The sequence below is a fragment of the Flavobacterium coralii genome (assembly GCF_019891545.1).
Classification (GTDB): Bacteria; Bacteroidota; Bacteroidia; order Flavobacteriales; family Flavobacteriaceae; genus Flavobacterium; species Flavobacterium coralii.
This window is the reverse complement of record NZ_JAHDIU010000007.1, coordinates 115,263-141,148: the sequence shown is the minus strand read 5'-3', so window position 1 is coordinate 141,148 and position 25,886 is coordinate 115,263. Positions and strand designations below refer to the sequence as shown.

Sequence of the window (25,886 nt, the reverse complement as noted above, 5' to 3'; positions counted from 1 at the left end):
ACCATGCATGAAAAGGCTTAAACAAATAGTGCTTTTTGTTTTTGCCCTTTGCATCACAGCCTGCAACGAGGGTAAAACGGAAGAGGATGCCACAGCTTCGCGTGGAAACATCAATGAGATATCTATTGTTATCAATGATGTGATGTGGAACGGCGATGTGGGCGACAGCATGCGCCGCAAGTTTGCCGCGCCTGTGGACGGGCTCACCCAGGAAGAACCGCTTTTTACCCTTAACCAGTACCATGAAGATACTTTTGATGAAGCATTAAAGCGTGGCCGCAATATCATTATTATAGATAAGGGCGGTAACGACGGTTTTGTCATCAAAAAGAACAGCTACTGCAAACCACAGAATGTTTTTACCATAAGCGCTAAAACTACCGATGGCCTGTTGGAGCTTATCGAAATGCATTCTGATGAAATAATCAGGAAAATAAAAGATACTGAAATCAGGGAAAACCAGGAGCGTAACAAAAAAGCAGGGCTGCTGGATTCGGCTGTTTTCAGCAGGCAGTATGGCATAAATATAATGGTGCCTGCTACTTACAGCTACGCTATACACAACGATAGCTTTATCTGGCTGAAGAAGGACATTCCAAGCGGCAACACCAACATACTGCTGTATAAAGTACCATATCTTACCATAGAGAAGAACAAGACCATACTGCCCAATATTATAGCCATGCGCGATTCTATAGGCAATATGTACATACACGGGCAGGACCCCGGCTCTTTCATGAAAACGGAAGAAGCCTACTCACCTTACCTGTTCATGACAAGTTTTAAAGAAAAACGTGCCTTTGAAACCCGCGGTAACTGGGAAATGGAGAACGACTTTATGAGCGGGCCTTTTCTGAATTACACCATTAAAAACGACAAAAAACAACACTACCTTGTGGTAGAAGGTTTTATATACAGCCCTTCATCACCAAAGCGTGACCTCATCATAGAACTGGAATCTATTATCAAATCAGTACAGTTTCAGTAATAATTTTTGCTGCCTCACAATATATTCCGTAAAACAAATCCATGTCTTCTGTACAATTCAAAATAAAGCGATTTAACGAGCTTTCTGTTCCTGAGCTATATCAACTGCTACAACTGCGCAGCGAAGTGTTTGTAGTGGAGCAAAATTGCGTTTATCAGGACATAGACGGTAAAGATGAAAAAGCGCTGCACCTCATCGGTACGTTTAATGGTAAAACAGTGGCTTATGCAAGGCTGTTTGACCGTGGTTATTATTTTGAAGAGGCCTCTATAGGGCGAGTGGTAATAAGTGAACAATACCGCGACAGGAAGTGGGGGCACGAGCTCATGAAAGCTGCTATTGCTGGTATTAAAGATCATTTCAATCAGGATGCCATAACCATTTCGGCACAGCTTTACCTCAAAAAGTTTTATGAAAGCCACGGATTTGTGCAGGCGGGAGAAGGTTATCTGGAAGATGGCATACCGCACATACGGATGCATCTTCTGTAAATTATAGATTGAGGATTTTAGAATTATGATTTTGAAATCCTGAAGTAAGCTATATTTTGGTTATAACCAGTTCTACCCTTCTGTCATATTCGCTTCCCTTGCCCAAAGGCTTGGTGTTGCCATAGCCCTTATAGGTCATACGGACAGAATTGACTTTCCGGAACATCAGGTATTTATAAACAGTACGCGCCCTGTTTACAGAAAGCTCACGCTTACGGGTATCTTTGTCTATGGCCTCTTTCTGGTAGGTGGGTGTACAGCACACATGCCCCTGTATTTCAAATTGCAGGTTTTTATATTTCTGTAAAAGGCGGGCTATTTTGTCAAGCTCTTTTTTAGATGGGCCGGTAAGCTTACTGCTCCCCCTTTCAAAGTATATATTCTCAAGGTAAATACGGTCACCCACCACCATATCTTTTTTTACAGTGTTGTAGATGCCCGGCTCAAGTTTTGGCGGCGGCAGCGGCTCAAAATTCACTACAACGTCTACACGGCGGTTCTTAGAGCGTGCCTCGGTAACATTATCTATATCATCTTCAAGCAGTATGCGGCCTTTACCCTCTATGGTAACGATGATCTTGTTTTTAATACCACTGTTTACCAGCTTGCTTTGTATGGTGTTGGCACGGTTAGTAGAGAGCTTGTAGTTATATTCATCTTTACCCCTGTCATCGCAATAGCCGTAAATCTGTATGCTTTCTATGCGGGTAGTATCTATGGCGCTTACAAAGGCAACAAGGTTATTGCCCTGCTTTTCGTCGAGGCTGAATTTATCAAATTCAAAATAAATAGAAAATACGGTTTCCTCCTGCGCTTTAACTGCAAGTGTTGTTAGTAAGGCAAATAGGAATAGTAGTTTATTCATTATACTGCTAAGTTACGCAATTTTAATCTTCCATACGCGTGAGCGATATATCTTCCAGCGGATGTATAACAATTGGAAATTTTTCTACTTTAACCGAACTGCTGTCAAGCCCGAATGCCCTGCCTTCGGAGAGGCTCACTTTTTTAAGCACATAGTAAATATCCAGTACAATCCGTTCATACCACGGCAGGTCGTTATCATACGAAAGGAACTTCTCTATAATTACAAACTTAAAATCGCCGATAACATTGTTCCGGTTTAACGATTCGTAGCGACTGGTTATATCTACCTCTCCGCGTTCAACCATATTACGCACCACCTGTTTAAACAGCAGGTTAATTCGCGGTGCCACCCGGAAACCGAGGAAGAAGTCTACACGTATAACGTCTTCATGCATAATTTCGCGTACGCGGTATTCCATTCTATATGGCTCATCTACCACATTAACGTGTACAAACCAGTAAATATCGGCGCGTTTCGGCCTTTTTTGCAGTATTGAATATAATACTTTAGATTCTATCTCATCGTTTAAATGAGCATTGGTCATATACACCAGGTGTGTGGCATATTTCGGGATAGTAAGGTCGTTACTTAGTTCTGAAAGTACGTTTTTGTACTTGTCTATCTTCACGAACTCGGTATAGCCGCTACGGATGCGTTTTGCAGAGTACCACACAAACATTATAAACGCCAGGAAGCCGGCTATAAAAAGCGACACATAGCCCCCATGGCTGAATTTACTGATGTTGGCAATAAGGAATGAAAACTCTATGGTAAGGTACACCAGCATAATACCCGTTATAACAAACGGGTTGTAGCGCTTCATGATCATGTAGAAGTTAAGCAGTATGGTAGTCATTATCATACAGAGCACAATGGCAAGCCCGTAAGCAGCCTCCATATTGCCGGACTCGCGGAAGTAAAGTACAATAAACACACATCCTAAAAAGAGCAGCCAGTTTATGGATGGGATGTAGATTTGCCCGCGCAGCTCTGTAGGGAATTTAACCGAAACCTTAGGCCAGAAGTTAAGGCGCATGGCCTCGCTTATCAGTGTGAATGAGCCTGATATTAGCGCCTGTGAGGCGATTACCGCCGCCGATGTTGCAATGGCAATACCAAAGGGGATGAACCACTGTGGCATAAGCAGGTAAAACGGGTTGCCGGGATTATCTGAATGGCCGCTAAGGCCCGTTAATGTATCTCCTGAATGCGAAATAAGGTAAGCCCCCTGCCCGAAATAATTAATAACCAGCATGGCTTTAACAAATATCCAGCTTATACGGATGTTGCCCCTGCCGCAATGCCCCATATCGCTGTATAGCGCCTCGGCACCTGTAGTACATAAAAACACGAAGCCGAGTACATAAAAACCTTCGTGGTGGATGCTAAGCAGGTGAATGGCATAATAAGGGTTCAGGGCTTTAAACACCCCGAAATTGCCCCCAATACCCAAAAGACCGAGCACGCCAAGCATGCTGAACCATACCAGCATCATTGGCCCGAAAAAGCGGCCTACGAATTTAGTACCGAAACGCTGTATGAAGAACAGCACAAAAAGTATGGCAATTACAATAGGTACCGTATCAAGCTCAGGGTTATATATCTTTAAACCCTCTATGGCGGAAGACACAGAAATAGGCGGTGTAATGATACCGTCTGCAAGCAGCGCGCTTCCCCCTATTATAGCGGGAATAATAAGCCCTTTCTTTTTGAGCCTTTTTACCAGAGTGTAGAGTGAGAAAATTCCGCCTTCGCCCTTATTATCTGCCTGGAGCGTGAGCAGGACGTATTTAAAAGTGGTTTGAAGGGTAAGTGTCCAGAAAATGCAGGAAAGCGCCCCGAGCACAACTTCTTCGTTTATAGGCTGTTCGCCCATTATGGCTTTCATTACGTAAAGGGGAGATGTCCCTATGTCGCCGTATATAATCCCCAGGGTAACCAAAAGCCCTCCCAGGGTTACTTTGCTAAGATTATTGTGATTAGCGCTCACTGTATTTGTAATTAAAAGAATGCAAATGTATGCGATTTTATGGATTTGCAGTTTATTGCAGCCTGATATTTAACCTTTAAGACAAAAAACCCCTGCTTTATGAAGGCAGGGGCTAATTTATATAAGGCTATTTTAACAGTATTTTGTTGTATTCGGCAGTATTGCCTAATAGTGCGGTGGCCTTTTTTATCTCGGCATTATTTACGGTATAGTATTTATAAAGGCCTTCTTTGTACTGGTAGCGTTTAATAAGTTCGTCCTGCAGCAGTTTTTTGATTTCCTCTTTATGCTTATTAAGCTCTTTTTCCTCGCTTTTTTGAAGAGCTGCCAGCAACTGGTTGTATTCGTTGGCTATGCTCGCATCAATCTTTTCCTTAACAGCGGTATCGTGCATCAGCTTTAACGCCTTTTCTGTTTCGGTATCAAACTCAAAGTTTTCTTTTTTTAGGTATTGCTTAAAGTCTTCAAAGTCAGCATCTGTTACCGTTGGTATCTTTGCGCCCATATCAGGATGCTTGTAATAGTATGCTGTGGCGTAATTAAAAATTGCATCGTTACGTTGCAGTGCATCGGCTATAGTACTTTGCTTGCTTTCATCAAGCACAACATCCGGCAATATACCGCCACCATCATAAACGGTGCGCCCTTTGCGGGTTTTAAAAGCATTATAGTCTTTTTCGTTTATGCGTATTGCTTTACCGTCAACATCTTTATGGGTGTAGTCAAGCGCCTGTATGCCGCGCCCAGACGGTGTGTAGTAACGTGAAATAGTAACCTTTACCTGAGTGCCGTAGGTGAGTTCCAGCGGCCTTTGCACCAAGCCTTTACCAAAACTCCTGCTGCCCACAATAACGGCACGGTCAAGATCCTGCAATGCTCCCGAAACAATTTCTGATGCCGAGGCACTTTTACCGTCAACAAGCACCGCCAGCGGAATTTCGGTATCTACCGGTGCCTTGGTGGTCTTGTAGGTATTGTTATACTTTTCATTTTTCGACTTTGTGGTAACAATAATTTCGCCTTCAGGCACGAACAGGTTGCACACATTTACGGCTTCATTCAGTAATCCGCCCGGATTGCCCCTCAGGTCGAGTATTATCCGTTTAGCGCCTTCGGTTTTAAGCTGCTGTAACGCCTGCTTGGTTTCGGTAGAAGCTTTTGCATTAAACTGTGAGAGGACAATATAACCCGTTTCTTTATCTACCATGCCAAAATAAGGCACCGCCCTTACATCTACCTCATCAAGCACAAGCTGGGTATCATATACCTTTCCCTGCCTTTTATATTTAATATCTATTTTGGTGTTTCTGGTACCTTTTAGCAATTCGCCTGCATCTTCCTTAAAATTAGCAAGGCTAACATCGCCTATCTGGATAATTTCATCCCCTGCCTTAAGCCCCGCTTTGTCGGCGGCATAGTCTTTATAAGGTTCTTTTATAATAAGCCTGCCCTCTTTTCGGGTTATCAGTGCGCCAATCCCGGTATATTCGCCTGTATTATTTATTTTAAACTTGGCAACATCGGCCTCATTAAAATAATTGGTATATGGGTCAAGGTCGGCAAGCATGCTCTTTATGGCAGTATCCATAAGCTCGCCGGGGTTAGTTTCATCTACATAATTGGTATTTACCGTTTTAAACAATGTGGTAAATATTTCTATCTGCTTGGCTATCTCAAAAAAGTCGTTCCTGAAACTTGTCCCCACGAACAGAAAAACAACCGCAACTGCCGTAACTACATACCTTTTCTTGAATTTGGTAAACATATAATTTTAAATTTTATTTGATTTCTTCCTAATCCTTTTGCGGATCAGGATAAACACAATTACGAAAATAAGGATAAAAGGCCAAAGATACAGCACCCCGATAAAGAAAGTTGAAATACCGTTAAACCCTGATTTTATGGCATTCCACATTTTAGAGCCATACGATACCGTTGCGCCGGCCTGCTGTTCGGTGTGCTTGTAAAATTCTATAACAACAGTGCTCATGGCCACGCGGCTTTTAAGGTAGCGCAGCCTTCCTTCCTGCGCTTCTATCTCTTCGCGTATAGCAGAAAGTTCTTTCTCAATCTCCAACATTTCGCTAACCTTATTCGCTTTCTTTAAAAGTTCAAGGTAGCGCGCCTCAAGTGTTTTCTTGGCTTTAATGCGGGCATCAAGGTCAACATATTCTTCGGTAACATCCTGGGCTGAAATTTCCTTTCTGTCAAAATAAGTAACCCCTTTTGCAACCTCATCTATAAACAGGTCGAACTTGTTTACGGGTATGCGCAATACTAAAATCCGGCTTAATGAGTAGTTCGTGTTGCTTTCGCTGTCACTCTGCACCTGTGCTCCAAATTTTTGCGCTGCAGCATTTATTCGTTTGGCAGTAGCTTCAAGGTCATCCGTTTCAAAGGCAAGGTTAGCGTTTTTAATTACCATCTGCCGATATTCAGTGTCCGCTGTTCCGGCATTACCTGAATAGGCTTTATCATCAACGTTAGTGGCAATTTCTTTCATTGCCGGAGCCTCAGCAGCTACTTCCTGTAAAGATATATTATCGGTTACAGCTGCATTTTCACTACAGCCGCCAACCAGCATCAGCAAAGACGTGCAAAATAAAGTAATTTTCATAATAAGGTGGTTTGCAGCTATAACGGAAAAAATGTGTGGTATAGTACAACAGTATAAAAATAGCCAATTATAACCCCTCCTGTTTCAGGAATTTTTCAAAAAGCTGTATTGCCTTTTCATTAACCTCTTCAAACGTAAGCCTGTCTTTGGTCTGGTAAAAAAACATAAAGGCTGTGGGCTGTTGCAGTTTTTCGGTTATAATATGCTTATTAAGCCTGTATGCCTCCCTTAGCAGGCGTTTGTAGTAATTGCGATCGACAGCCCTTTTAAAATTGCGCTTGGAAACCGATACACCCATTTTTAAAATACCTTCAGTATCATCCTGCAAAGGAACATATACCAGCCTGAGCGGATATTTAGAAACCGTTTTACCCTCTGCAAACATCTTTTCTATAATGTTGCGGCTCTTCAGTTTTTCGCTTTTCGGGTATGTATATCGGCGTTTTTCCATTGCAGGCAAAGGTAAATATATAGATCAGATGCTTATATAAAGTCTCTACATAAAAAAAGCCTCCTAAAAGGAGGCTGAAGTCTTTCACTTAGTTACGTTGCTACAAGAACAAGAGGCTTCACTAAGCATTACGATACAAATGTACAACTAAATATTTAATATTTGTATATATTTGAAAAATAACTTTTTAATAAATACTTTGTGCAGTATCACAAATTTGAGTACTACGTGTCAAAATCCAGATTGGATAGATTTCTTATTGCTTGTAATAATTCTCATCAAAGAGCCCAGGATTTATATAATGCCAATTTAAAAGTTGCAGAATCTTTTTATTCTATACTTAATATTTTTGAAATCTTTTTAAGGAATAGAATTAACGAGGAATTATCATTATATTTTAATGACCCTGCATGGATAATAAATGAAAAAAATGGTTTTATGTCAGATTTGTCGCTTTCTCATTCAAATTTCTTTCTTAAAAATGAAATTTATAAAGCAGAAAATAAGATTAAAAGGCAAAAGAAAACTATTACATCAGGATTAGTTATTGCTGAACAAAGTTTTAGCTTTTGGACAAGCCTCTATGATACACATCATTATAAGTTATTATCAGGAAGTATTATTCATTGTTTTCCCAATAAACCTAATACAATTCAAAGAAAACAAATTAATGGTATCCTTAATGAAATTAGAGCGTTTCGTAATAGAGTTTACCATAATGAGCCAATTTGTTTTAGTGCAAATGATATATGCTTTAATAAAGCTAAAAAAATAAGAAAGGATATATACAACATTTTAAACTGGATGGATCCAGATATAGTCATTTATGCAGGAAAATTTGATAACATCCAAAATAACATAAGAGAGGCATTATTAATTTAAATTTCGAAACGTCAGAATATTTTCTTACTATTGTAGTAAAATTTTTGAATTATTATGGTATCTGCACGTGTAGGACAATATATTGAAGCAAAAGGCATAAGCTACTATGCCTTTGAAAACAGCCTGGGCGCAAGCCGTGGCAGCATTAGCAAGGCCGTTAAAGACGGCAAAAGCATAGGCTCTAATATGCTGGAGAAAATACTACTGTTATATACCGACCTTAACCCCACATGGCTGCTTACCGGTGAGGGCGAAATGCTGGTAGATAACGGTTGGCAGGACAGTAATATAAATACTTACAGGCTAAAGACCGACACTACAATAGAAAGCCAGCAGATTCCGCTTTATGACCTTGAGGCGGTTGCGGGGCTTGTACCGTTATTCAGCGATAACAAAGCCTTTACCCCGGTTGACCATATTATGATACCCCACTTGCCAAAATGCGATGGCGCGGTATATGTGACGGGGGATAGTATGTACCCACTTCTTAAAAGCGGCGATATTGTGATGTATAAAGAAATTAATGATATACAGAACGGCATTTTTTGGGGCGAGATGTACCTGCTGAGTATTGATATGGCCGGAGAAGAATACATAACTGTAAAATACATACAAAAGGCTAAAGACAGCCGCTGTATAAAGCTGGTAAGCGAGAACAAGCATCACCAGGATAAAGAAGTAGAGCTTGCACAGGTGCGGGCACTTGCATTGGTTAAGGCAAGCATCCGTATTAATGCCATGAAATAAAAAAACCGCAGGTAACGCTACCATGCGGTTTTTTAGCCAGGGTTTGGCTTTCCATCCAACTAATTAATCACTATCTGTTCACCTTCGCTTCTGCCCCGGACTAATCCTTATTTACAAACTTAAAAAACCTGCTTTCGCCGCCGTCTTTTGTTTCTTCCTGATACAGAAACTGAAGGTCGTTATCATCAAATATCTTAAAGAATTCATCCCAGCTAATTTCTTTCAGGTTATCTTCCGCATAACCCGGAAAGTTAATGCGCAGCAAACCGCCACCGTTCTTGCCGGTACTCTCTACAATAGATGGTTTACCATCGCGGGCTTCTGCCCATTGCTGAATCTTCTTATGGTCTGTTGTAGTGTGTGAATCTGATTTGGCTGACATAACTTTTAAATTTGGTTATTTCTTTCCCGCTTTCTGATAATTCAAAGTTACTGTGCCAATAGAAAAGAAAATATTAAAGCCACCACAAACTTCTGTTAAAGAATTCTGACAAAATTTTATTTCCTTCTACAGCTTTTGCCTCATATTTCTACATTTTCCACATGAATAATTAATTGGCATTGGCAGAGATTAGAGCAGATTAATTAAACACAACAATCTGTATATCATCAAGTTATATGTATTAGCTACTTATAATTATATGAAGATAAATTACAGGCATTAGGTTTGCCTATTACTAAGCAGATGCAATGATAATAAGATTATGAAAAAGCTACTTATAGCCGCGCTGATGCTGACAGGAGCAATGGCAATGGCACAGGAACAACCGGCAACAAAACCGGCAGAAAAAACAGAACAGGTTAAGCCACAACAAAAAGAGGCACAACCGGCAGGCCAGGAAAAAGCTGCTACAGTAACCAAGCCGGAGGCTACCACTAAAGATGAAAAAGCCGAAGCTAAAAAGGCTACACCAGCTAAAAAGTCAGAATAACTTTTAGCGCCTATTATATATACACTTTTTTGTAGAAACAGGGTTTTTGATTCTATTTTATCTGTTTCAAAAAAACCCCGGGACATGACAGCCCGGGGTTTTTTCTTTTTCTTATTATCTCAAGATTTATGGCGTATAAAGATTATTCTCTTTATTCACATCGGCCATAAGCTCTGTGGCATCTATCGCCATAACTTTTATGGCGCTTTTTGGCTTGTTTATGGTAAACTCATAAGTAGTATGTGCCCAGTTCCAGTCTTTTAAAACGGTACGGTTAAGCCTTGGGTATGGGTTTGGCTTCTCATAGCGCATCATCTCCAGCGGAATGTAAAAGCTTTCCTGCGTGCCATCCTCATACGCCACAATAATATCAATAGGCATTGGCATACGGCCTATGCGCTGCAGTGTAATTTTTGTTGCGCTTCCCTCCTCTTTAACCGATTGTATGCTATAATCTATTGTATTAGTGGTTTGTGCCCAATCAGTTAAATACCAGTCAAGGTGTGCACCGCTAACTCGCTCTGCGGTACGGATAAAGTCATTCGGTGTCGGGTGGCTAAATTTATAGTCAGAGTAAAACCTTTTAATTGTTTTAGCAAGGTTTTCTTCGCCAATAACGTAGCCAAGCTGTGCCATGAAGATTTCTCCTTTGCTGTAAGCCGATATGCCATAAAGCATATTCTGGTCATAACGGTCGGCGTGCGTGGTAAGCGGTTGCTCTTTACCGCCGGCAACCATATAAAAATAGTTCGAATAAGCCCCGGCAAACGGGTTTACGTTTTCTTCTTTAGATGGCAATACGGCTTCCATGGCAAGATCTGAAATGTAAGATGTAAAGCCTTCATCCATCCACTCGTGCTTCGATTCATTGGTTGCCAGCAAGTGCTGGAACCATGAGTGAGCAAATTCGTGAGCGGTTACACCCACAAGGCTGCCATAGCTCCTGTCTCCGGTAATCAGGGTACACATGGCATACTCCATACCACCGTCACCACCCTGTACTACAGAGTATTGCTTATACGGATATGTACCAATATGGGTGTTGAAATACTCCAACAGCTCTACTGTTTTTGGTTGCAGCTTTTTCCAGTTTTCAGCATACTTGGCATCTTTTTTATAGAAGAAATGAAGCTCTGTATTGTTTGGCCCCATTACCATATCGTGTACATAATCTTTATCGGCACCCCAGGCAAAGTCATGCACCATTGGTGCAACAAAATGCCATGTAAGCGTTTTGGCTTTTTTAGGATATTTAACCTCTACCCCTTTATCTTCATAGCCTTTGCCTATTTCATTTTTGTTCTGTAGGTAGCCCGTGCCGCCTATAGTATAATCTTTATCAATGGTAATCTTAACATCAAAATCTCCCCACACACCATGAAACTCACGACCAATGTAAGGATCGGCGTGCCAGCCTTCAAAGTCATATTCAGCCATTTTAGGGTACCACTGCGTCATGCTCAGGGCAACACCCTCATCACTGTTACGTCCTGAACGGCGCACCTGTAAAGGCACCTGCCCTTCAAAATCTAACGAAAAAGTTGTTGAAGCCCCCGGTAGTACAGGTTTTGCAAGCGTAACTTCCAGTACGGTACCTGCAACCGCATTTTGTGCTGTTGCACCGTCCTGCTTAAAGTTAATGATTTTAAGGTAGCCTGTTTCTTCAGGCTTAAGGGTGCTTATGCGACTTTCGGTAACCGAAGTGTTACCGTTCTTAAAGCTCTTCACCATACGTTTGTCAGGGTCCGCTATCGTTTTAAGGCGTGCATCCATTTCGCTGCCCGGCTGAAAAGCATTGGGGTACAAATGGTAAAAAACCCTCCTTAGCGTATCTGGCGAATTATTAGTATACACCAGTTGCTGCGTGCCGGTATAACGGTAGGTTTTTACATCCATGTTAACCTCCATTTTATAATCTGCATGCTGCTGCCAGTAACCCGGGTTAGGGTTATTTTCTTTATTTTGCGCAAAAAGGCCGGTGGCCGATAGTATCGCGATATACAATATTTTCTTCATGGTGCTAAAAATAAAGAAACTTTTTAAAGTTTGAAAAACTGTTTTAAAGATTATATTTTTGCTTTATGAATAATTCTTTACGTTTAAAGCTTGCGTTACTGAACAGCATCATTTTCTTTGCCGTTCAGTATTGTTGCTTTGATGGTTTTACTGCCGATTTTACCTCTTACAAGTTCTACGTAAAAATCCTTATAAGCCTTGCCTTCGGGTTTAGTTTGGTGTACTTTTTTATGCGCTTCCCAAAGAAAGAGTCCAAAAAATAAGATTCTGCCAAATTGCTTTATATTTGCCTTATGCTATTCTCTAACATTATAGGGCAGGAACACATAAAAAGCCACCTTACCACCAGTGCTGACAGAGGCAGGATACCTCATGCACAGCTGTTTGCCGGCCCCGAGGGCAGCGGCACACTGGCTATGGCAATAGCCTATGCACAATACATTTTATGCGGTAATGCCAACGGCGAGAACAACGGCGGCAATGCTGCCTGCAACCTTAAGTTTGAGAACTTTTCGCACCCCGACCTTCATTTTGTATATCCGGTAGCGGCTAACAGCGAGGTTAAGAGCCACCCTGTTAGTGCTAATTTTTTAAAATACTGGCGCGAGTTTATTACTGAAAACCCTTATGGCAGCCTGTTTGACTGGTACCGTAAAATAGATATTGCCAACAAGCAGGGACAAATAGGGGTTGACGAAGCGCAGGAAATTGTAAAATCATTGTCTTTAAAGGCTTATGAAGGCGGTTATAAGGTGATGATTATATGGATGGCTGATAAAATGAATACGGCCACCGCAAACAAGCTTTTGAAGCTGCTGGAAGAACCGCCGCAAAAAACGGTTTTTTTACTGGTAACGGAAGAAGAAGGCGACATACTGCAAACCATATACTCCCGATGCCAAATACTGCATTTCGGCGGGCTTAGTGAACAGGCCATAGCCGAAGCGCTTGTTTCACGTGGAAATATTGATGCTGCCACAGCCCAGAAAATAGCCCATCAGGCGCAGGGTAACTACAATAAGGCACTACACCTGCTGCACAAAAAAGGCGACGACTACCCTTTTGAAGAATGGTTTGTACTGTGGGTTCGTGCGGCTTTTCGTGCTAAGGGCAATGCTGCTGCCATACAGGACTTAATTGCCTGGAGCGAGCAGATTGCCGGCATAGGCCGCGAAGCGCAAAAGCAGTTTTTAGACTACTGTATTAATATGTTCCGGCAGGCCTTATTGCTTAATTATCAGGCTAAAGAGCTGGTGTATATGGAGCCCGCTACCGATAATTTTAAGCTCGAAAAATTTGCCCCGTTTGTAAACGGCAACAATATCAACGACATTTTTAAGGAGCTATCAGACGCTACGTATCATATAGAGCGTAATGGTAATGCCAAGATTATTTTAACTGACCTATCTATAAAACTGACACGATTAATCCATAAAAAATAAATACCATGATGACACCCGCAATTATTTTGGTTTTGCTTTTCCTTGCCATAACATTTATACAATCGGGCTATGACAAGGTAACCGACTGGAAAGGTAATGTAGGCTGGCTTAAGGGGCATTTTGCTGCCACCATTTTAAAAAATCAGGTGCCGCAGGCATTGTTTGTAATACTGGTTTTAGAAATGCTTTCGGGCGCTTTTGCCGTTATAGGTATTATAGAAATACTGGTAAACGAAGGCACCCAGTTCGCGTTCATTTCAGGATGCCTATCCTGTATTACACTGTTATTCTTGTTGTTAGGACAACGCCTTGCTAAAGATTATGATGGTGCCCGCACAATAGCCATTTATTTTATTCCGGCGCTTTTGCTGGTAAGCTGGCTATAAATGACATTTGCGAAGAGAATTTTACGGTATATACTGTTCCTTGCAGTAATTTACCTCTTTACTATATTAATTATATATACTGATATTGGTATAGAATCATTTATCGGGCTTTACATCCTGCTGATGCTGTGCAACATCATTTTCGGATTATATGCGCTTAAATTGAAGGTTTTGCCTGTTGTTTTGGTATCGGCAGTTATACCGGTTATAAGCATCATTTCCGCACTTTTAATGGCAGACCATTCCCTGTTTCCGGGTAATGACCCTTACGGTATCATAACCGCAATATTAACCAACGGTATCGTAATAGTTCTTTGCTGGGAAGTGACATATCAGATAAATACATTTATAAAATCTGTAAAAGCTAAATAAAAAAGCTCCCGGATTCGGGAGCTTTTTTGTGTTGACTATTTTGCTGTTGCGGTAGTATCTTTTTCTTTTTCAGCAGGTTCTTCTGTTGTATCAGCATCACCTTTATACTTTTCGTTCAGTTGCTTTAGTATATCAGCCGTAATGTCATATTGCTCTTTAGCATATAAAACGCTGGCAGCATCTCCGGTTCCGTATATATAATCATAACCTTCTTTCTTGCCATATTCTTTAATGTGCTTTTTCATTTGGGCAATAATGGTATCCCTCTTAACACCAAATTCATCCTGAAGCTGCCTCATCATGGTTTCCTGCTTAATGCCAAGCTCACGCTCCCTCTTTTGCAGTTCCTGCATTTTTAGCTCAGCCCATTGCCTGCCTTTAGATTGTGCCTCGTTTTGAAAACTGGCTGCATCAAGCCTTAGCTTTTGTGCTTCGCCTTCCAGTTCGCGGGCCATCTCATCCGATTTTACCTTACCTTTAGATTCAAGGTCTTTCAGCTCCTCATACTCCTCCATTAATTTTACGGTATCAATATAAGCCGTTTTCATTCCGCCTGAAGCAGTCTGTTCTTTATTGCAAGAAAAAAGTGTAATGGCAAGGCCAAGTATTAAAAGCGATTTTTTCATTTCCAGATTTTATATGTTAAATAAATTTTGTCAAAAATACGATTAGTTATCCAATCACCCAAAACAGATTTTCAGGTAAAAAATTGTGTTTATATATTAAATAAGTAAAATCTATTATTTACGGCGAATTCTATAATTACTATCAATAAATATTGACTTTGCTGTTTGCGTTTAAAGGCGTTTTTATTTTTCGGCAAGGAAAATCTATAACCAAGCATCTAAAACCTTCTTAAACCGCTTTATTTTGCGTTTTAGCTATTTTTATAATATAAATATGCGATGAATATTCTTTTGTACGCGACGCTTTGGTATTAGATTGCAACCCAACCCAAAAACCTTTGATAAAATTCATTTTTCCGGTTTTATATTTTTGAGATAATAGGGAAACATAAAAACTGTCAAAAATCATAGGAAGCACTTTAACCACTTCCATGCCCTGCGCCGAAAAAAGTTTCTGCACAGCTGTTTTACTGAAATGCCATAAATGCCTCGGCACATCATAAGCGGCCCAGTGCGCCCCATAATGCTGCGCATCATAACTTTTAAAATTAGGCACGGCTATTACTATAACGCCATCAGGTTTTACAATCCGTTTTAATTCGGCTATCTGTTTTTCTACATCCGGAACGTGCTCCAGCACATGCCACATGGTTATAGCATCAAAGCTGTTATCAGCAAGTGCAGCCAGATCTTCAGTAAAAACTACTCCTTTTTGTTTTGCAATACTTTTAGCTTTTTCGCTTGGTTCTATTCCCGTTATATTCCATCCGGCATTTTTGGCAGCTACTAAAAAATCACCCGTACCAGATCCTATATCCAAAAGATTCCCTTTACCGGGTTTAAAACCATTAACCATGTTAACTTTATCTTTAAGCGCTTTTTGCTTTATAACATGATAGAGTTTTTCGAATAACGAGCGTTTGCCATCGGTGTGCGAGATATAATCTTCGCTTTCATAATACCTACCCAGATTTTCTGCCGAAGGTTGCGGGTGGGTTTTTAAAAGCTGGAGTTCTTCATTAAGCAAAAGTGTAAACTCTTCGCCGGAAACAGAGAAATCTTTTACCGTAAGGTAAACTGGTGCATTGGTAAAATCCATTAACTTTTCAGGTATTCGTCTTTAAGTTGTTTCAGGTAGTTTATAGCAATATTCCGGAAAAGGGAATCATCTGCAAGACAGTCTTCATTTGAAGATGAAATCATCGACATGGCAAGGAAGTCAGCTTTTGATATTACATTGGCTTCAGTCTCTACAGTGCTTACCATAAACTGAGATGTATCATAATACTTTTGTATCTCATCATTTTCATAAACAAAAACCTTATAGCGGTTTCCGTTTAAGGTAACCCAGTATTCTATATCGTGGTAATCGCCTAAATTGTATTTTTCTGCCACGAAATAGTGAAACGGAATTTTAGTCTTGTCGTTTTCAAACAAAAACATTGTCAGCCCTTTTTCGCGGCCTAAAATTTCTTTCCCTTCCGGTAAAAGTATATAATCATTTATCGGAATAGAAGCGCGCGGTACCGCACAGCCTACAGCAGTTAAAAGCAAAAGCACAAAAAACCCTCTCTTCAGAAGGTTTTTGGTTATACGTTCCACGTGAAACATCATCGTCCCATATGTATTAAAAGCACCGAGACATCGCTTGGCGAAACACCGCTTATACGCGATGCCTGCGAAATGGTAACGGGGCGAATTTTTTTCATCTTCTCACGCGCCTCATACGAAAGCGACTTCACTTTGTCATAATCGAAATGCTCAGGAATTTTTACATCTTCAAGCCTGTTGAGCTTATCAGCATTATTTTTTTCCTTCTCAATATAGCCGGAATATTTAACCTGCACTTCCGCCTGCTCTATTATTTCTCTGTCAAGGTTATGTTCAGCAATATATTCCTTAACCTTCTCAAATTTTAAAATATCCTCAAGTTCTATCTGCGGACGAGAGAATACCTTAAACATACGATCGGGTTGTGATATTGGCGCCGACACTTTTGCTTCCAGTATCGGGTTAGCCTCAGCAACCGATACACTTGTTTCACGGAAGAAGTGAATCATGGCATCGCTGGCGTCGCGTTTATATTCCATCCTGCGCATGCGTTCTTCTTTTGCAAGCCCAATTTCATAGGACATCGGTGTAAGCCTGAAATCGGCGTTATCCTGGCGCAGCAATGTGCGGTATTCCGCACGCGATGTAAACATCCTGTATGGCTCCTCAGTCCCTTTTGTGATAAGATCGTCTATCAACACGCCTATATAGGCTTCATTACGTTTCAGGATTAACGGGTCTTTACCATGCACTTTTAAGTGTGCGTTTATACCCGCCATTAAACCCTGAGATGCGGCTTCTTCATAACCTGTAGTACCGTTTATCTGTCCGGCAAAATAAAGTCCCTCTACAAGCTTCGTCTCTAACGTGTGCTTTAGCTGTGTAGGAGGGAAATAATCATACTCTATTGCATAACCGGGGCGGAAGAATTTTACATTTTCAAACCCTGCAACCGAACGCAATGCGTTAAACTGGACATCTTCCGGCAAGGAGGTAGAGAATCCGTTTACATAAACCTCAACTGTATTCCAGCCTTCTGGCTCTACAAAAATCTGATGCCTGTCCTTATCAGCAAAACGGTTTATCTTGTCTTCTATAGACGGGCAATAACGCGGTCCAAGACTTTTAATACGACCGTTAAACATAGGTGAACGGTCAAAACCTTCCCTTAGCTTTTCATGTACTTCACCTGATGTATACGTCATCCAGCAGGAACGCTGGTTCTGTAAAGGTTTGCTTGTTTCGAGATAGGAAAACTTATCCGGGTTATCATCGCCCGGCTGCTCTGTCATTTTACTGTAGTCTAAAGAGCGTCCGTCAACACGTGGTGGTGTTCCTGTTTTCATACGTCCGGCTTCAAAACCTGCACGTACAAGATCTTCCGTAATACCATAAGAAGCACTCTCTCCTGCCCTGCCGCCACCAAACTGCTTGTCGCCAATATGGATTAAACCGTTAAGGAAAGTACCGTTAGTAAGTACTACGCTTTTTGCTTTTATGGTTATACCCAAAGAGGTTTTTATACCGGTAACCCTGCCATTTTCTATCAGGATACCGCTTACCATTTCCTGGTAAAAATCAAGGTTTGGTGTCTGCTCCAGCATAAGGCGCCATTCTTCTGCAAAACGCATACGGTCGCTTTGTGCGCGTGGGCTCCACATAGCAGGCCCTTTCGACTTATTGAGCATTTTAAACTGTATGGCGGTCTTATCGGTAACAATACCTGAATAACCACCAAGCGCGTCAATTTCGCGTACTATCTGCCCTTTTGCAATACCGCCCATAGCAGGGTTACAGGACATCTGGGCTATGTTTTGCAGGCTCATAGTAACCAGCAATGTTTTACTGCCCATATTAGCAGCAGCAGCAGCAGCCTCGCTTCCGGCGTGGCCCGCACCAACTACTATAACATCATAAACATCATGAAACATTGTTTCTCCTTCTTCTTAATACTGTTCCACGTGGAACAGCAAGTGTGTAATATATGTATTATGTTCCACGTGGAACATTTATTTAAGTAAAAGAAGCTATGGTTCCACGTGGAACATTGCAATCTTTTCATTCTCTTTCTCGCGCATCAAAGCCGAATCTTCTTCTGATTTATCTTTATATCCGCAATAATGCAATATCCCGTGTACCATAACACGCTTCAATTCTTCCTCAAAAGAAACATTATAATCAGCGGCATTTTCTTTAACTCTTTCAACAGAAATAAAAATATCACCACTAATAAGCTTGCCCATTGTATAATCAAAGCTGATGATATCGGTCAGCGTATCGTGGTTTAAAAATTCTATATTTTTTTGCAACAGGTATTCGTCGTCACAAAATATATAATTAATCTCCCCTTCTGTCTTATCTTCCGATTCTATAACTTCAGCAATCCAGTCTTCAAAAGCCTGTTCATTGCTAAGCTCAAAATCGGTTTCATAGTTAAAGCTAATCATCTTTCCTGAAATATTTCTGAACCTTCTGGTTGTAATTCGGGCGCAAAGGTAAGCTTTGGCGGTTTAATATTTCAACGCTGTTTAAATATTCTTTTAATGCCTTCGGTAACTCATTTGCACTGCCGTTATACTCTTTTTTGTTGGTTTGCGATTGCCTTTTATTTTCTTCGCCCTGCTGCTGCATGGCTTTATCTAACTTTAAAAGCTCATGCTTCAGGTTTTGCATACGCTGCAATGTTTCATTACGGAAGCCTTTATTAAGCAATTGTTTTTCTATCTCCTTCATCTGCCTTAGGGCATTCTGGCCTGAACCACCCATGCCTTCTTTTTCTAATGCTTTTTGCAATGCTTCCCGAAGCTGTTGTTGCTCTTTATATATTTCGAGCAGCCTTCCTGCTTCACCTTCACTTTGGCCATCGCCTTCTCCTTCTCCACCCTGTCCTTCACCTTTTGGTTCGCCTTGCTCGCCGGGTTTGCCCTCTCCCTGCTGCTTGCCTTTTTCCATTCCTTTCTTCATCTTTTCAGAAAGGCCCTGCTGCTTTTGGATAATATCCGGTAGCTGCATACCCTGCCCTTCGCCGGGTTTGCTTTGCCCCATACCGGAACCCTGCAACTGCATCTGCATGCTGTTAAGCATATCGCTGAGCATGTCGGCAAGCTTGTTAGCTGAAGTAACCGCATACTGCTGGCTTGATACCCCACGTGCAACAAGGTTTTCGGCAAGGTCTTCAGTAGCCTTATCCATGTAATAATGTACATTACCTACCTCGGTAGTTATCTCTTCGGTTATTCGCGGATTGCGCAACGACATAGCAAAGATACTGTCATCTACGTGACGGAACTGTTGTTTAAGATCCTGCTGCTTTTTGAGGTATTTACTGAATGAAGCCGAACTGGTTGTCATACCCCTGAACTGTTTCATTACATCTTCTTGGGAAAACGAATAAGCAAGTAGGTTATCCAATATTTGGCGCAGCATTTTTACATCTTCATTCAGCATTTCCATGTCGCCCTGCATCATCATCTGCATCATGTTGCCACCCATCTTTTTCATCTTTTGCCCGGCGGATTTCTGCTTTTGTTTCGCCGCATCTTTTTTCTGTTGCTCAAGTTGTTCTTTGGCTTTATCCATATCCTGCTCTATGCTCTGCTCCTCCTGCTTATCAGTAGGCAGTTCCATAGGCTTTTTAAGTTCTTCATTTTCCTTCTCAAGCTCGCGCATCTCTTCCTGCAGCTTATCAAACTCTTTGTTTATCTCTTCCTGCTTCTGAGAATTATTCTCTTTACTATCGGCAAGCCTCTCCTGTTTTTCACCAAGCTTTTGCAGCTTCTCCGCAACCTGCTCTGCTTTTTTCTCTACATAAAAACGTTTGGTAAGCTCTACAAGCTGCTCAAGGTTTTTAGTCTGGTTCTTCGCTTTCTGCTTAAACTGGTCAATCTTTTCGAACAATTCTTCTTCTTTAATCTTATCTGTTAAGTTCTTTAATTCGTCGAGCAGCTTCTTGTTTTTCTCGGCTTCTTGTTCATTCTTTTCAAGGCGCTTCATCAGCTCCTCTTTCATTTCATCTTTCTTTTCCGGATTAAACTGCTCAAGGTTTTCCTCCAGCTTTTTAGAAAACTCTTTCATCATCTCTTCCTGCTGCTTTTGCCTGTTGATGAAATCATCTATCTTTTTGCGGTCGTTAAAATTAAGCTCGGTCTTTTCCTTACCTAACTTGCGCAGTTTATCCATTTCAGATATCTGCTTGTCCTGGCTCTTGATCGACTTTTCTAAACTGTTGATGTTGCTGTTCTGTTCCTGTAGGGCTTTTTCATCTTTCTCTTCGGCAGTAAGTTCCCTGTGCGAAAAAACTGAAGACTTTGTGCTTTTGTACTTATGCACGGCATCGTTATCAAATACTTCAAAGTAATACTCATAGCTAACGCCCGGCTTTATGCTAAGCCCGTCAGGAAATGTATAAACAAACCTGTCATAAGTATCTTTTTGTACCGGTAATGCACCTTTTTTAGCGGCATCCGGCTTATCCTGAGGGTAATATACTATCTGTAAACGTGTAAGCCCATAATCATCAGAGACTTGTCCGACCAAAACATCACGCTTAAGTTGCAGGCTATCAGGGGCATTAGCCACACTGATTACAGGATATTGATCTTTTATGGTAGTAATCTGATACTGTAGCTTTTCATGGTGCTTAACATTGCTGTTACTTGTCAGTATCTGGTATTCCGTATTGCCCAATATACTTTTAGAAAATGTAAAACCGGCATCATTATGCTTAAATGCAGCAGTATTGCTTCCTGTAACAAATTCAATACCTGATGTGGCAAGCGCCTCTACACGCCATGTTATAGTAGTACCCTCGGGCACCACGGCATTACCTGTTCCACGCACAACATCATTTGCTTTGCGTAAGTAACCCGGGTAGTTAAGCACCATCTCGAAATTTGCAATAGTGGGCACTGCTACAACATTAAGTTCATAGGGTTGCGAAACCACCTCGTTAGCCTTTAGCTGAAAACTTAAATTTCCTGATGGTTTGGTAAACCTGTACTGAAACACACCAGGCTTAACGCTTTCCAGGTAATAGCTTTCATCGCCTATGGTTATCATGGCATTTTCAGGGACTACATTTCCCTGTGTTTTAACTTCCAGTACAAAATCGGTGTCTTGTTGTGCGGTAAGGTTTTTATTCAGCACCACAAATTCAAATGGTGCCGGCGGGGTATAATGTCTGTCATAATGCACAACCCTGTCAAAGCTCTGGGTAATGATGCCGCTGTTACCGCTAATCATAAAAAACAGGATAAGCAGTAAGGGTATAGCCGCATACGGCAGGTACTTAATGTTCTTTTTAAAATTAACGGCATTGGTAAATGGTATTGGTTGCAGGCTGTTTGCCTTCTGCTCTATTGATGCCGCTAAAAGCTCTGACTGTATATTTTGCCCGCTTAGCTGTAAAAAGTTGGTAAGCTTATCAGATACTTCTGCAAAGTGGCTGCCAATAATAGCAGATGCTTCTGAGTAGCCTATCCCCTTTTGCAGCCTGAACAGTTTAAACAACGGGAACAGTATAAAACGCAGCAGCAGGAAAACCTCTACCACTATAAAAATCCAGAATAGAACCGTGCGCCCGTTCTGGGGCAGCCAAAGGAAATATTCTATCAGCAGTGTTACAATAAAATAAAGCAGGCCAAGCCCAATAAAGAAGATACTGCCACGAATAAGCTCGTTGGTATAGTACTTCTTGATAAAGTCTTCCAGCTTTTGGTATATAATGCTTTTTGTCTCCAAATTACTCACAATTGTTAATAACCGATAAAATTACAATTTATATTTAATTAGTAAACGTTAAAAACAGTTTTGTATGATTTGGCAAGTGTTAATTAAAGTAGCTGATACTAAACATATTGTATTGAGCTTACAAATATCTGCCATAAACACTTACAGCAGGATAAATGAGAATTGTATCTTTGCAGGCAAAACTTATTAACAATGCAAAAACAAGTACGGGTGCGTTTTGCACCAAGCCCTACCGGGCCGCTGCACATAGGGGGTGTTCGCACAGCCCTGTTTAATTACTTATTTGCCAAGAAACACAATGGTGTTTTTTACCTGAGGATTGAAGATACCGACCAAAACCGATATGTTCCCGGTGCAGAGGAATATATAGTGGAAGCACTGAACTGGTGCGGAATACCCTTTGATGAAGGTATTGGTAAAGAAGGCAAATATGGCCCGTACCGCCAAAGCGAACGCAAGAACATTTATAAAAAATATGCCCAGGATCTTATAGACAGCGGCTGGGCTTATTATGCTTTTGATACCGCCGATGCGCTCGATGCACTGCGAAAGGAAGAGGAAGCCAACGGCAAAACATTTATATACAACCACAGCAACCGAAGCAATCTTGACAATTCTTTACAGATAACACCTGAAGAAACGCAGAAGCGTATAGACAATGGTGAGGAATATGTAATACGCTTTAAGATTCCTGTTGGGGAGACACTGCATCTTAAAGACATGATTAGGGGCGATATAAAGTTTGACACCAGCCTGCTTGATGATAAAGTATTGTTTAAAAGCGATGGTATGCCTACCTACCACCTTGCCAATATAGTAGATGACCACTTAATGGAAACCACCCATGTTATCCGAGGTGAAGAGTGGCTGCCTTCTTTACCGCTGCACGTGCTGCTGTACAGGGCTTTTGGCTGGGATGCGCCTGAGTTTGCCCACCTGCCGCTTATATTAAAGCCGGTTGGTAACGGTAAGTTAAGTAAGCGTGACGGGGATAAATTAGGTTTCCCTGTGTTTCCGCTGGAGTGGAAAGACCCGGCTACAGGAACAGTATCTGCCGGTTACCGCGAACAGGGATATCTGCCTGAAGCAGTAGTTAACTTTTTGGCTTTATTGGGCTGGAATCCGGGCAATGACCAGGAACTGTTTACCCTTGATGAGCTGATACAGCTTTTTGATGTAGAGCGTGTGCATAAAGCCGGTGCCAAATTTGACCCTGAAAAGAATAAATGGTTCAACCACCAGTACTTCCAAAGGCAGGATAACGAAACACTGGCAAAACATTTTGCACAGGAGCTTCTAGAAAAAGGCATTAACAAACCTGTTGAAGATGTTACTAAAATTGTGGGGCTGGTTAAAGACCGTGCCACATTTGCATCTGAACTCTGGAGCCTTAGCAACTACTTTTTTGAAACACCCGCCACATATGATGAAAAAGCGGTAGCCAAACAATGGAAGCCTGATACGGCCACGATAATGCTGGAGCTTAGTGATGTACTTTATAATACTTTGGATTTTTCTTCTGCAAATACAGAAGCCGTTACAAAGGCCTGGATTGAAGAAAAGGGATTGGGTATGGGTAAGGTAATGCCGCCACTGCGTTTGTGCCTTGTGGGCGAATTAAAAGGCCCTCACCTGTTCGATATAATGGAGATAATAGGTAAAGAAGAAACCGTAAACAGGATCAGGAAAGCATCTTCTGCTCTGTAAATAAATTACAACTTAGAATAAAAGCCTGCCTTTATAGGGCGGGCTTTTCCTTTTCGGGAAAGTATGGTAATCATTTTCTTTCATTAAATGCCTATTTATTGTCAGGATTTGCAGAATTAACAGTAGATACAAATAATTTAAATCAAAATTTGACTATTTCATTCAGTTTTAAATATATATTAAATAATAATTAGAATTAACAAAAAAAAATTGTTTGCGTAATAGCACGTATAAGCAAAAGCCCTATTTTTGGTACACAATTAACAGGAATTTATGTTTTATTTAACAATTTAGAAAAGTTTAATTAATCATCTAATATCACAACCAACAAAACACACCTTAACTATCATGGAAAACATTTTATTGTATGCACTGCCCCCCATTGCTATTACCATTTTTGTTTTTCTCTCCGGTTTTTTTATCGTTAAACACCATACCGCTGTAGTAGTGGAACGGTTTGGTAAATTCAGGGCGGTAAAGCATGCCGGCCTTCATTTTAAAATTCCACTAATTGACAAAATTTCTGAGAGGTATAACATGAAGATTCAGCAGCTTGATATACCTGTAGAAACCAAAACTAAAGAAAACATATTTGTGGTAACAACTGCCTCAGTACAGTTTAAAATAAACCCGGATATGGTGTATGAAGCTTACTGCGTTAATGAGCCTTATGAACAGCTAATGGCATATGTATATGATGTTATAAGGGCAGAAATACCTAAACTGAGGCTAAACGAAGCATTTGAAAGCAAAGACAGTATAGCGGCTAAAGTTGCTGTAACCCTGCAGGAAAAAATGCACCAGCATGGCTATACCATATTAAATGTACTTACTACTGATATTGAGCCGGATGCCCACATTAAAAATGCAATGAACCGTATTAATGCTGCTGATTTAGAAAAATCGGCTGCTGAGTATGAAGCCGAAGCAATGCGTATTAACATACTGGCTAAAGCTAAAGCCGAAGCTGAAAGCAAAAGGCTTGAAGGACAGGGAATAGCTAACCAGAGAAGGGAAATAGCACAGGGCCTTATGGAAAGTGTAGATGTATTGGGCAAAGCAGGTATCTCATCGTCTGAAGCCTCTGCCCTGCTTATGCTTACTCATCATTATGATACACTAAAAGGAATTGGCAATGAAGGTAAATCAAACCTTATCCTGATGCCTAATTCGCCACAGGATAGTAAAGAAATGATACACAACATGTTGGCATCATTTACAAAAAATGTTCCTGCAGAGCCCGAAAATGACGGACACAAAATTATAAGATTCCCTAATCAGGCAGAAAATCCGTCAGGAGATTATGAAATTTTAAGTAATCAGTTATAAAAAAAAGGAGCTGTCTCAAAAGTGTCATTCTGAACGAAGCGATAGCGAAGTGAAGAATCTTAAATGATTGATTTCATTAAGATTCCTCCTATTGTCGGAATGACAAAGTGCTGGTAAAAGCACTTTTGAGACAGCCCCCTTTTTTTATTAAAATATCTTTTTGAAGAGAAAAGTTAGCGCTGCACTTTTTAATGGACCTGAAAGCATATTTAAAAAACCCATTGCTTTTTTGGGCGTATCACCAAGCAGGTTTTTTATTTCAAGGCTTTCCTTGGTTTCATCAAGCTCTTTTTTAAACCTGTAGTACGCAAGGTCCTTTTCAATCTTGTAAATCTCAAGGTCTTTGTTTATCTGGTCAAATGTTTTATACTCTTTATATTCCATAACTAATATTTCTTTAATAAAATTCTTGAAAAACGCGCTAAAAGCTGCCCTTCTACAATTTTATCCCTAACGGAATATACTATAAAGAAACAGGCCAGGTAAATGCATCCTACAATTAAAAAGCCGTATGCATGGTTATCAAGTGCATACCCGATACCCAAAGCCAGTGCAACCGAGAAGAAAAGAAGTATTAAAATAGCCAGTATGCCAAGCATGACCATTTTTAATATCATGGCGTTGGTCTTCATAAGCATTTTAAAGCCCCAAAGCTTATAATACCTTATATTGGCATCAAGCAGCTCTTTTGCCTGTTGCTTTAAATCTTCTACGTTTTCCTTTACTTCTTCAAATGCCATATC

26 protein-coding genes are annotated in these 25,886 nt (G+C 40.8%); 11 read left to right on the top strand and 15 right to left on the bottom strand.

The features are described 5' to 3' along the window. Nucleotides 1–7: 7 nt before the first annotated feature. Complete coding sequence (locus tag KJK34_RS11505) at nucleotides 8–988, top strand: DUF4837 family protein (protein WP_223054034.1); 981 nt, start codon at nucleotides 8–10, stop codon at nucleotides 986–988. A gap of 41 nt (nucleotides 989–1,029) precedes the next feature. Beyond that, entirely contained in the window at nucleotides 1,030–1,479 is a 450-nt protein-coding gene (locus tag KJK34_RS11500; protein WP_223054033.1) for a GNAT family N-acetyltransferase, read from the top strand. 49 nt (nucleotides 1,480–1,528) lie between these two features. On the opposite strand, the gene KJK34_RS11495 is transcribed toward KJK34_RS11500, so the two are convergent. The 5 genes from KJK34_RS11495 to rnpA all read right to left on the bottom strand — a co-directional run bounded on the left by KJK34_RS11495 (nucleotide 1,529) and on the right by rnpA (nucleotide 7,405). Then, nucleotides 1,529–2,344 carry an OmpA family protein gene (locus KJK34_RS11495; RefSeq protein ID WP_223054032.1) on the bottom strand — a complete coding sequence of 272 codons (816 nt, stop codon included), beginning with the start codon at nucleotides 2,342–2,344 and terminating at the stop codon, nucleotides 1,529–1,531. A 22-nt stretch (nucleotides 2,345–2,366) separates the two neighbouring features. Continuing rightward, a complete protein-coding gene (locus KJK34_RS11490; RefSeq protein ID WP_223054031.1) occupies nucleotides 2,367–4,337 on the bottom strand; it encodes a KUP/HAK/KT family potassium transporter in 1,971 nt (656 codons plus the stop codon). Nucleotides 4,338–4,464: 127 nt separating this feature from the next. Continuing rightward, complete coding sequence (locus KJK34_RS11485) at nucleotides 4,465–6,102, bottom strand: S41 family peptidase (protein ID WP_223054030.1); 1,638 nt, start codon at nucleotides 6,100–6,102, stop codon at nucleotides 4,465–4,467. Between the two features lie 6 nt (nucleotides 6,103–6,108). Then, a complete protein-coding gene (locus tag KJK34_RS11480; RefSeq protein WP_223054029.1) occupies nucleotides 6,109–6,954 on the bottom strand; it encodes a DUF4349 domain-containing protein in 846 nt (281 codons plus the stop codon). A gap of 67 nt (nucleotides 6,955–7,021) precedes the next feature. Then, on the bottom strand, nucleotides 7,022–7,405 hold the full coding sequence (rnpA, locus tag KJK34_RS11475) for a ribonuclease P protein component (protein ID WP_223054028.1): 384 nt from the start codon (nucleotides 7,403–7,405) through the stop codon (nucleotides 7,022–7,024). Between the two features lie 228 nt (nucleotides 7,406–7,633). Here rnpA and KJK34_RS11470 point away from each other — a divergent pair, with 228 nt between their 5' ends. Next, nucleotides 7,634–8,287 (top strand): hypothetical protein, encoded by a 654-nt coding sequence (locus tag KJK34_RS11470; RefSeq protein ID WP_223054027.1) that lies wholly within the window; start codon nucleotides 7,634–7,636, stop codon nucleotides 8,285–8,287. A gap of 54 nt (nucleotides 8,288–8,341) precedes the next feature. Then, nucleotides 8,342–9,034, top strand: coding sequence for a S24 family peptidase (locus tag KJK34_RS11465; protein WP_223054026.1), 693 nt, complete (start codon nucleotides 8,342–8,344; stop codon nucleotides 9,032–9,034). 100 nt (nucleotides 9,035–9,134) lie between these two features. Here the strand turns inward: KJK34_RS11465 and KJK34_RS11460 are convergent, their stop codons facing one another. Continuing rightward, nucleotides 9,135–9,416: a hypothetical protein gene (locus tag KJK34_RS11460; RefSeq protein ID WP_223054025.1), complete on the bottom strand. Its 282-nt coding sequence runs from the start codon at nucleotides 9,414–9,416 to the stop codon at nucleotides 9,135–9,137. 322 nt (nucleotides 9,417–9,738) lie between these two features. Here KJK34_RS11460 and KJK34_RS11455 point away from each other — a divergent pair, with 322 nt between their 5' ends. Beyond that, on the top strand, nucleotides 9,739–9,966 hold the full coding sequence (locus tag KJK34_RS11455) for a hypothetical protein (protein ID WP_223054024.1): 228 nt from the start codon (nucleotides 9,739–9,741) through the stop codon (nucleotides 9,964–9,966). A gap of 126 nt (nucleotides 9,967–10,092) precedes the next feature. On the opposite strand, the gene KJK34_RS11450 is transcribed toward KJK34_RS11455, so the two are convergent. Next, on the bottom strand, nucleotides 10,093–11,982 hold the full coding sequence (locus tag KJK34_RS11450) for a M1 family metallopeptidase (protein WP_223054023.1): 1,890 nt from the start codon (nucleotides 11,980–11,982) through the stop codon (nucleotides 10,093–10,095). Nucleotides 11,983–12,047: 65 nt separating this feature from the next. Here KJK34_RS11450 and KJK34_RS11445 point away from each other — a divergent pair, with 65 nt between their 5' ends. From KJK34_RS11445 to KJK34_RS11430, 4 genes are read left to right on the top strand one after another with little or no spacing between them, the layout of a single operon-like run. Next, entirely contained in the window at nucleotides 12,048–12,245 is a 198-nt protein-coding gene (locus KJK34_RS11445; protein WP_223054022.1) for a hypothetical protein, read from the top strand. 30 nt (nucleotides 12,246–12,275) lie between these two features. Continuing rightward, nucleotides 12,276–13,424, top strand: a complete 1,149-nt coding sequence (locus KJK34_RS11440; RefSeq protein ID WP_223054021.1) for a DNA polymerase III subunit — start codon at nucleotides 12,276–12,278, stop codon at nucleotides 13,422–13,424. A gap of 5 nt (nucleotides 13,425–13,429) precedes the next feature. Further along, on the top strand, nucleotides 13,430–13,810 hold the full coding sequence (locus KJK34_RS11435; protein ID WP_223054020.1) for a DoxX family protein: 381 nt from the start codon (nucleotides 13,430–13,432) through the stop codon (nucleotides 13,808–13,810). Beyond that, nucleotides 13,811–14,182, top strand: a complete 372-nt coding sequence (locus tag KJK34_RS11430; RefSeq protein WP_223054019.1) for a hypothetical protein — start codon at nucleotides 13,811–13,813, stop codon at nucleotides 14,180–14,182. A 35-nt stretch (nucleotides 14,183–14,217) separates the two neighbouring features. Here KJK34_RS11430 and KJK34_RS11425 read toward each other — a convergent pair whose 3' ends face one another. The 6 genes from KJK34_RS11425 to KJK34_RS11400 all read right to left on the bottom strand — a co-directional run bounded on the left by KJK34_RS11425 (nucleotide 14,218) and on the right by KJK34_RS11400 (nucleotide 22,098). After that, nucleotides 14,218–14,808 carry an OmpH/Skp family outer membrane protein gene (locus KJK34_RS11425; RefSeq protein WP_223054018.1) on the bottom strand — a complete coding sequence of 197 codons (591 nt, stop codon included), beginning with the start codon at nucleotides 14,806–14,808 and terminating at the stop codon, nucleotides 14,218–14,220. Between the two features lie 229 nt (nucleotides 14,809–15,037). Further along, nucleotides 15,038–15,907 (bottom strand): class I SAM-dependent methyltransferase, encoded by an 870-nt coding sequence (locus tag KJK34_RS11420; RefSeq protein WP_223054017.1) that lies wholly within the window; start codon nucleotides 15,905–15,907, stop codon nucleotides 15,038–15,040. Then, on the bottom strand, nucleotides 15,907–16,422 hold the full coding sequence (locus tag KJK34_RS11415; RefSeq protein ID WP_223054016.1) for a hypothetical protein: 516 nt from the start codon (nucleotides 16,420–16,422) through the stop codon (nucleotides 15,907–15,909). The genes KJK34_RS11420 and KJK34_RS11415 overlap by 1 nt, the downstream gene beginning before the upstream one ends. Then, a complete protein-coding gene (gene mnmG / locus KJK34_RS11410) occupies nucleotides 16,419–18,290 on the bottom strand; it encodes a tRNA uridine-5-carboxymethylaminomethyl(34) synthesis enzyme MnmG (protein ID WP_223054015.1) in 1,872 nt (623 codons plus the stop codon). Before mnmG ends, KJK34_RS11415 begins: the two co-directional genes overlap by 4 nt. Nucleotides 18,291–18,386: 96 nt before the next feature. Then, nucleotides 18,387–18,806 (bottom strand): rRNA maturation RNase YbeY, encoded by a 420-nt coding sequence (ybeY, locus tag KJK34_RS11405; RefSeq protein WP_223054014.1) that lies wholly within the window; start codon nucleotides 18,804–18,806, stop codon nucleotides 18,387–18,389. Then, nucleotides 18,799–22,098 (bottom strand): DUF4175 family protein, encoded by a 3,300-nt coding sequence (locus KJK34_RS11400; RefSeq protein ID WP_223054013.1) that lies wholly within the window; start codon nucleotides 22,096–22,098, stop codon nucleotides 18,799–18,801. Before KJK34_RS11400 ends, ybeY begins: the two co-directional genes overlap by 8 nt. Nucleotides 22,099–22,299: 201 nt before the next feature. Here KJK34_RS11400 and gltX point away from each other — a divergent pair, with 201 nt between their 5' ends. Together gltX and KJK34_RS11390 are read left to right on the top strand one after the other, a co-directional pair. Next, nucleotides 22,300–23,814 (top strand): glutamate--tRNA ligase, encoded by a 1,515-nt coding sequence (gene gltX, locus KJK34_RS11395; protein ID WP_223054012.1) that lies wholly within the window; start codon nucleotides 22,300–22,302, stop codon nucleotides 23,812–23,814. Between the two features lie 348 nt (nucleotides 23,815–24,162). Further along, nucleotides 24,163–25,143, top strand: coding sequence for an SPFH domain-containing protein (locus KJK34_RS11390; protein WP_223054011.1), 981 nt, complete (start codon nucleotides 24,163–24,165; stop codon nucleotides 25,141–25,143). Between the two features lie 147 nt (nucleotides 25,144–25,290). Here KJK34_RS11390 and KJK34_RS11385 read toward each other — a convergent pair whose 3' ends face one another. Together KJK34_RS11385 and KJK34_RS11380 are read right to left on the bottom strand one after the other, a co-directional pair. After that, nucleotides 25,291–25,527: a DUF6327 family protein gene (locus tag KJK34_RS11385; protein ID WP_223054010.1), complete on the bottom strand. Its 237-nt coding sequence runs from the start codon at nucleotides 25,525–25,527 to the stop codon at nucleotides 25,291–25,293. A gap of 2 nt (nucleotides 25,528–25,529) precedes the next feature. Then, on the bottom strand, nucleotides 25,530–25,883 hold the full coding sequence (locus tag KJK34_RS11380; protein WP_223054009.1) for a competence protein: 354 nt from the start codon (nucleotides 25,881–25,883) through the stop codon (nucleotides 25,530–25,532). Nucleotides 25,884–25,886: the final 3 nt, after the last annotated feature.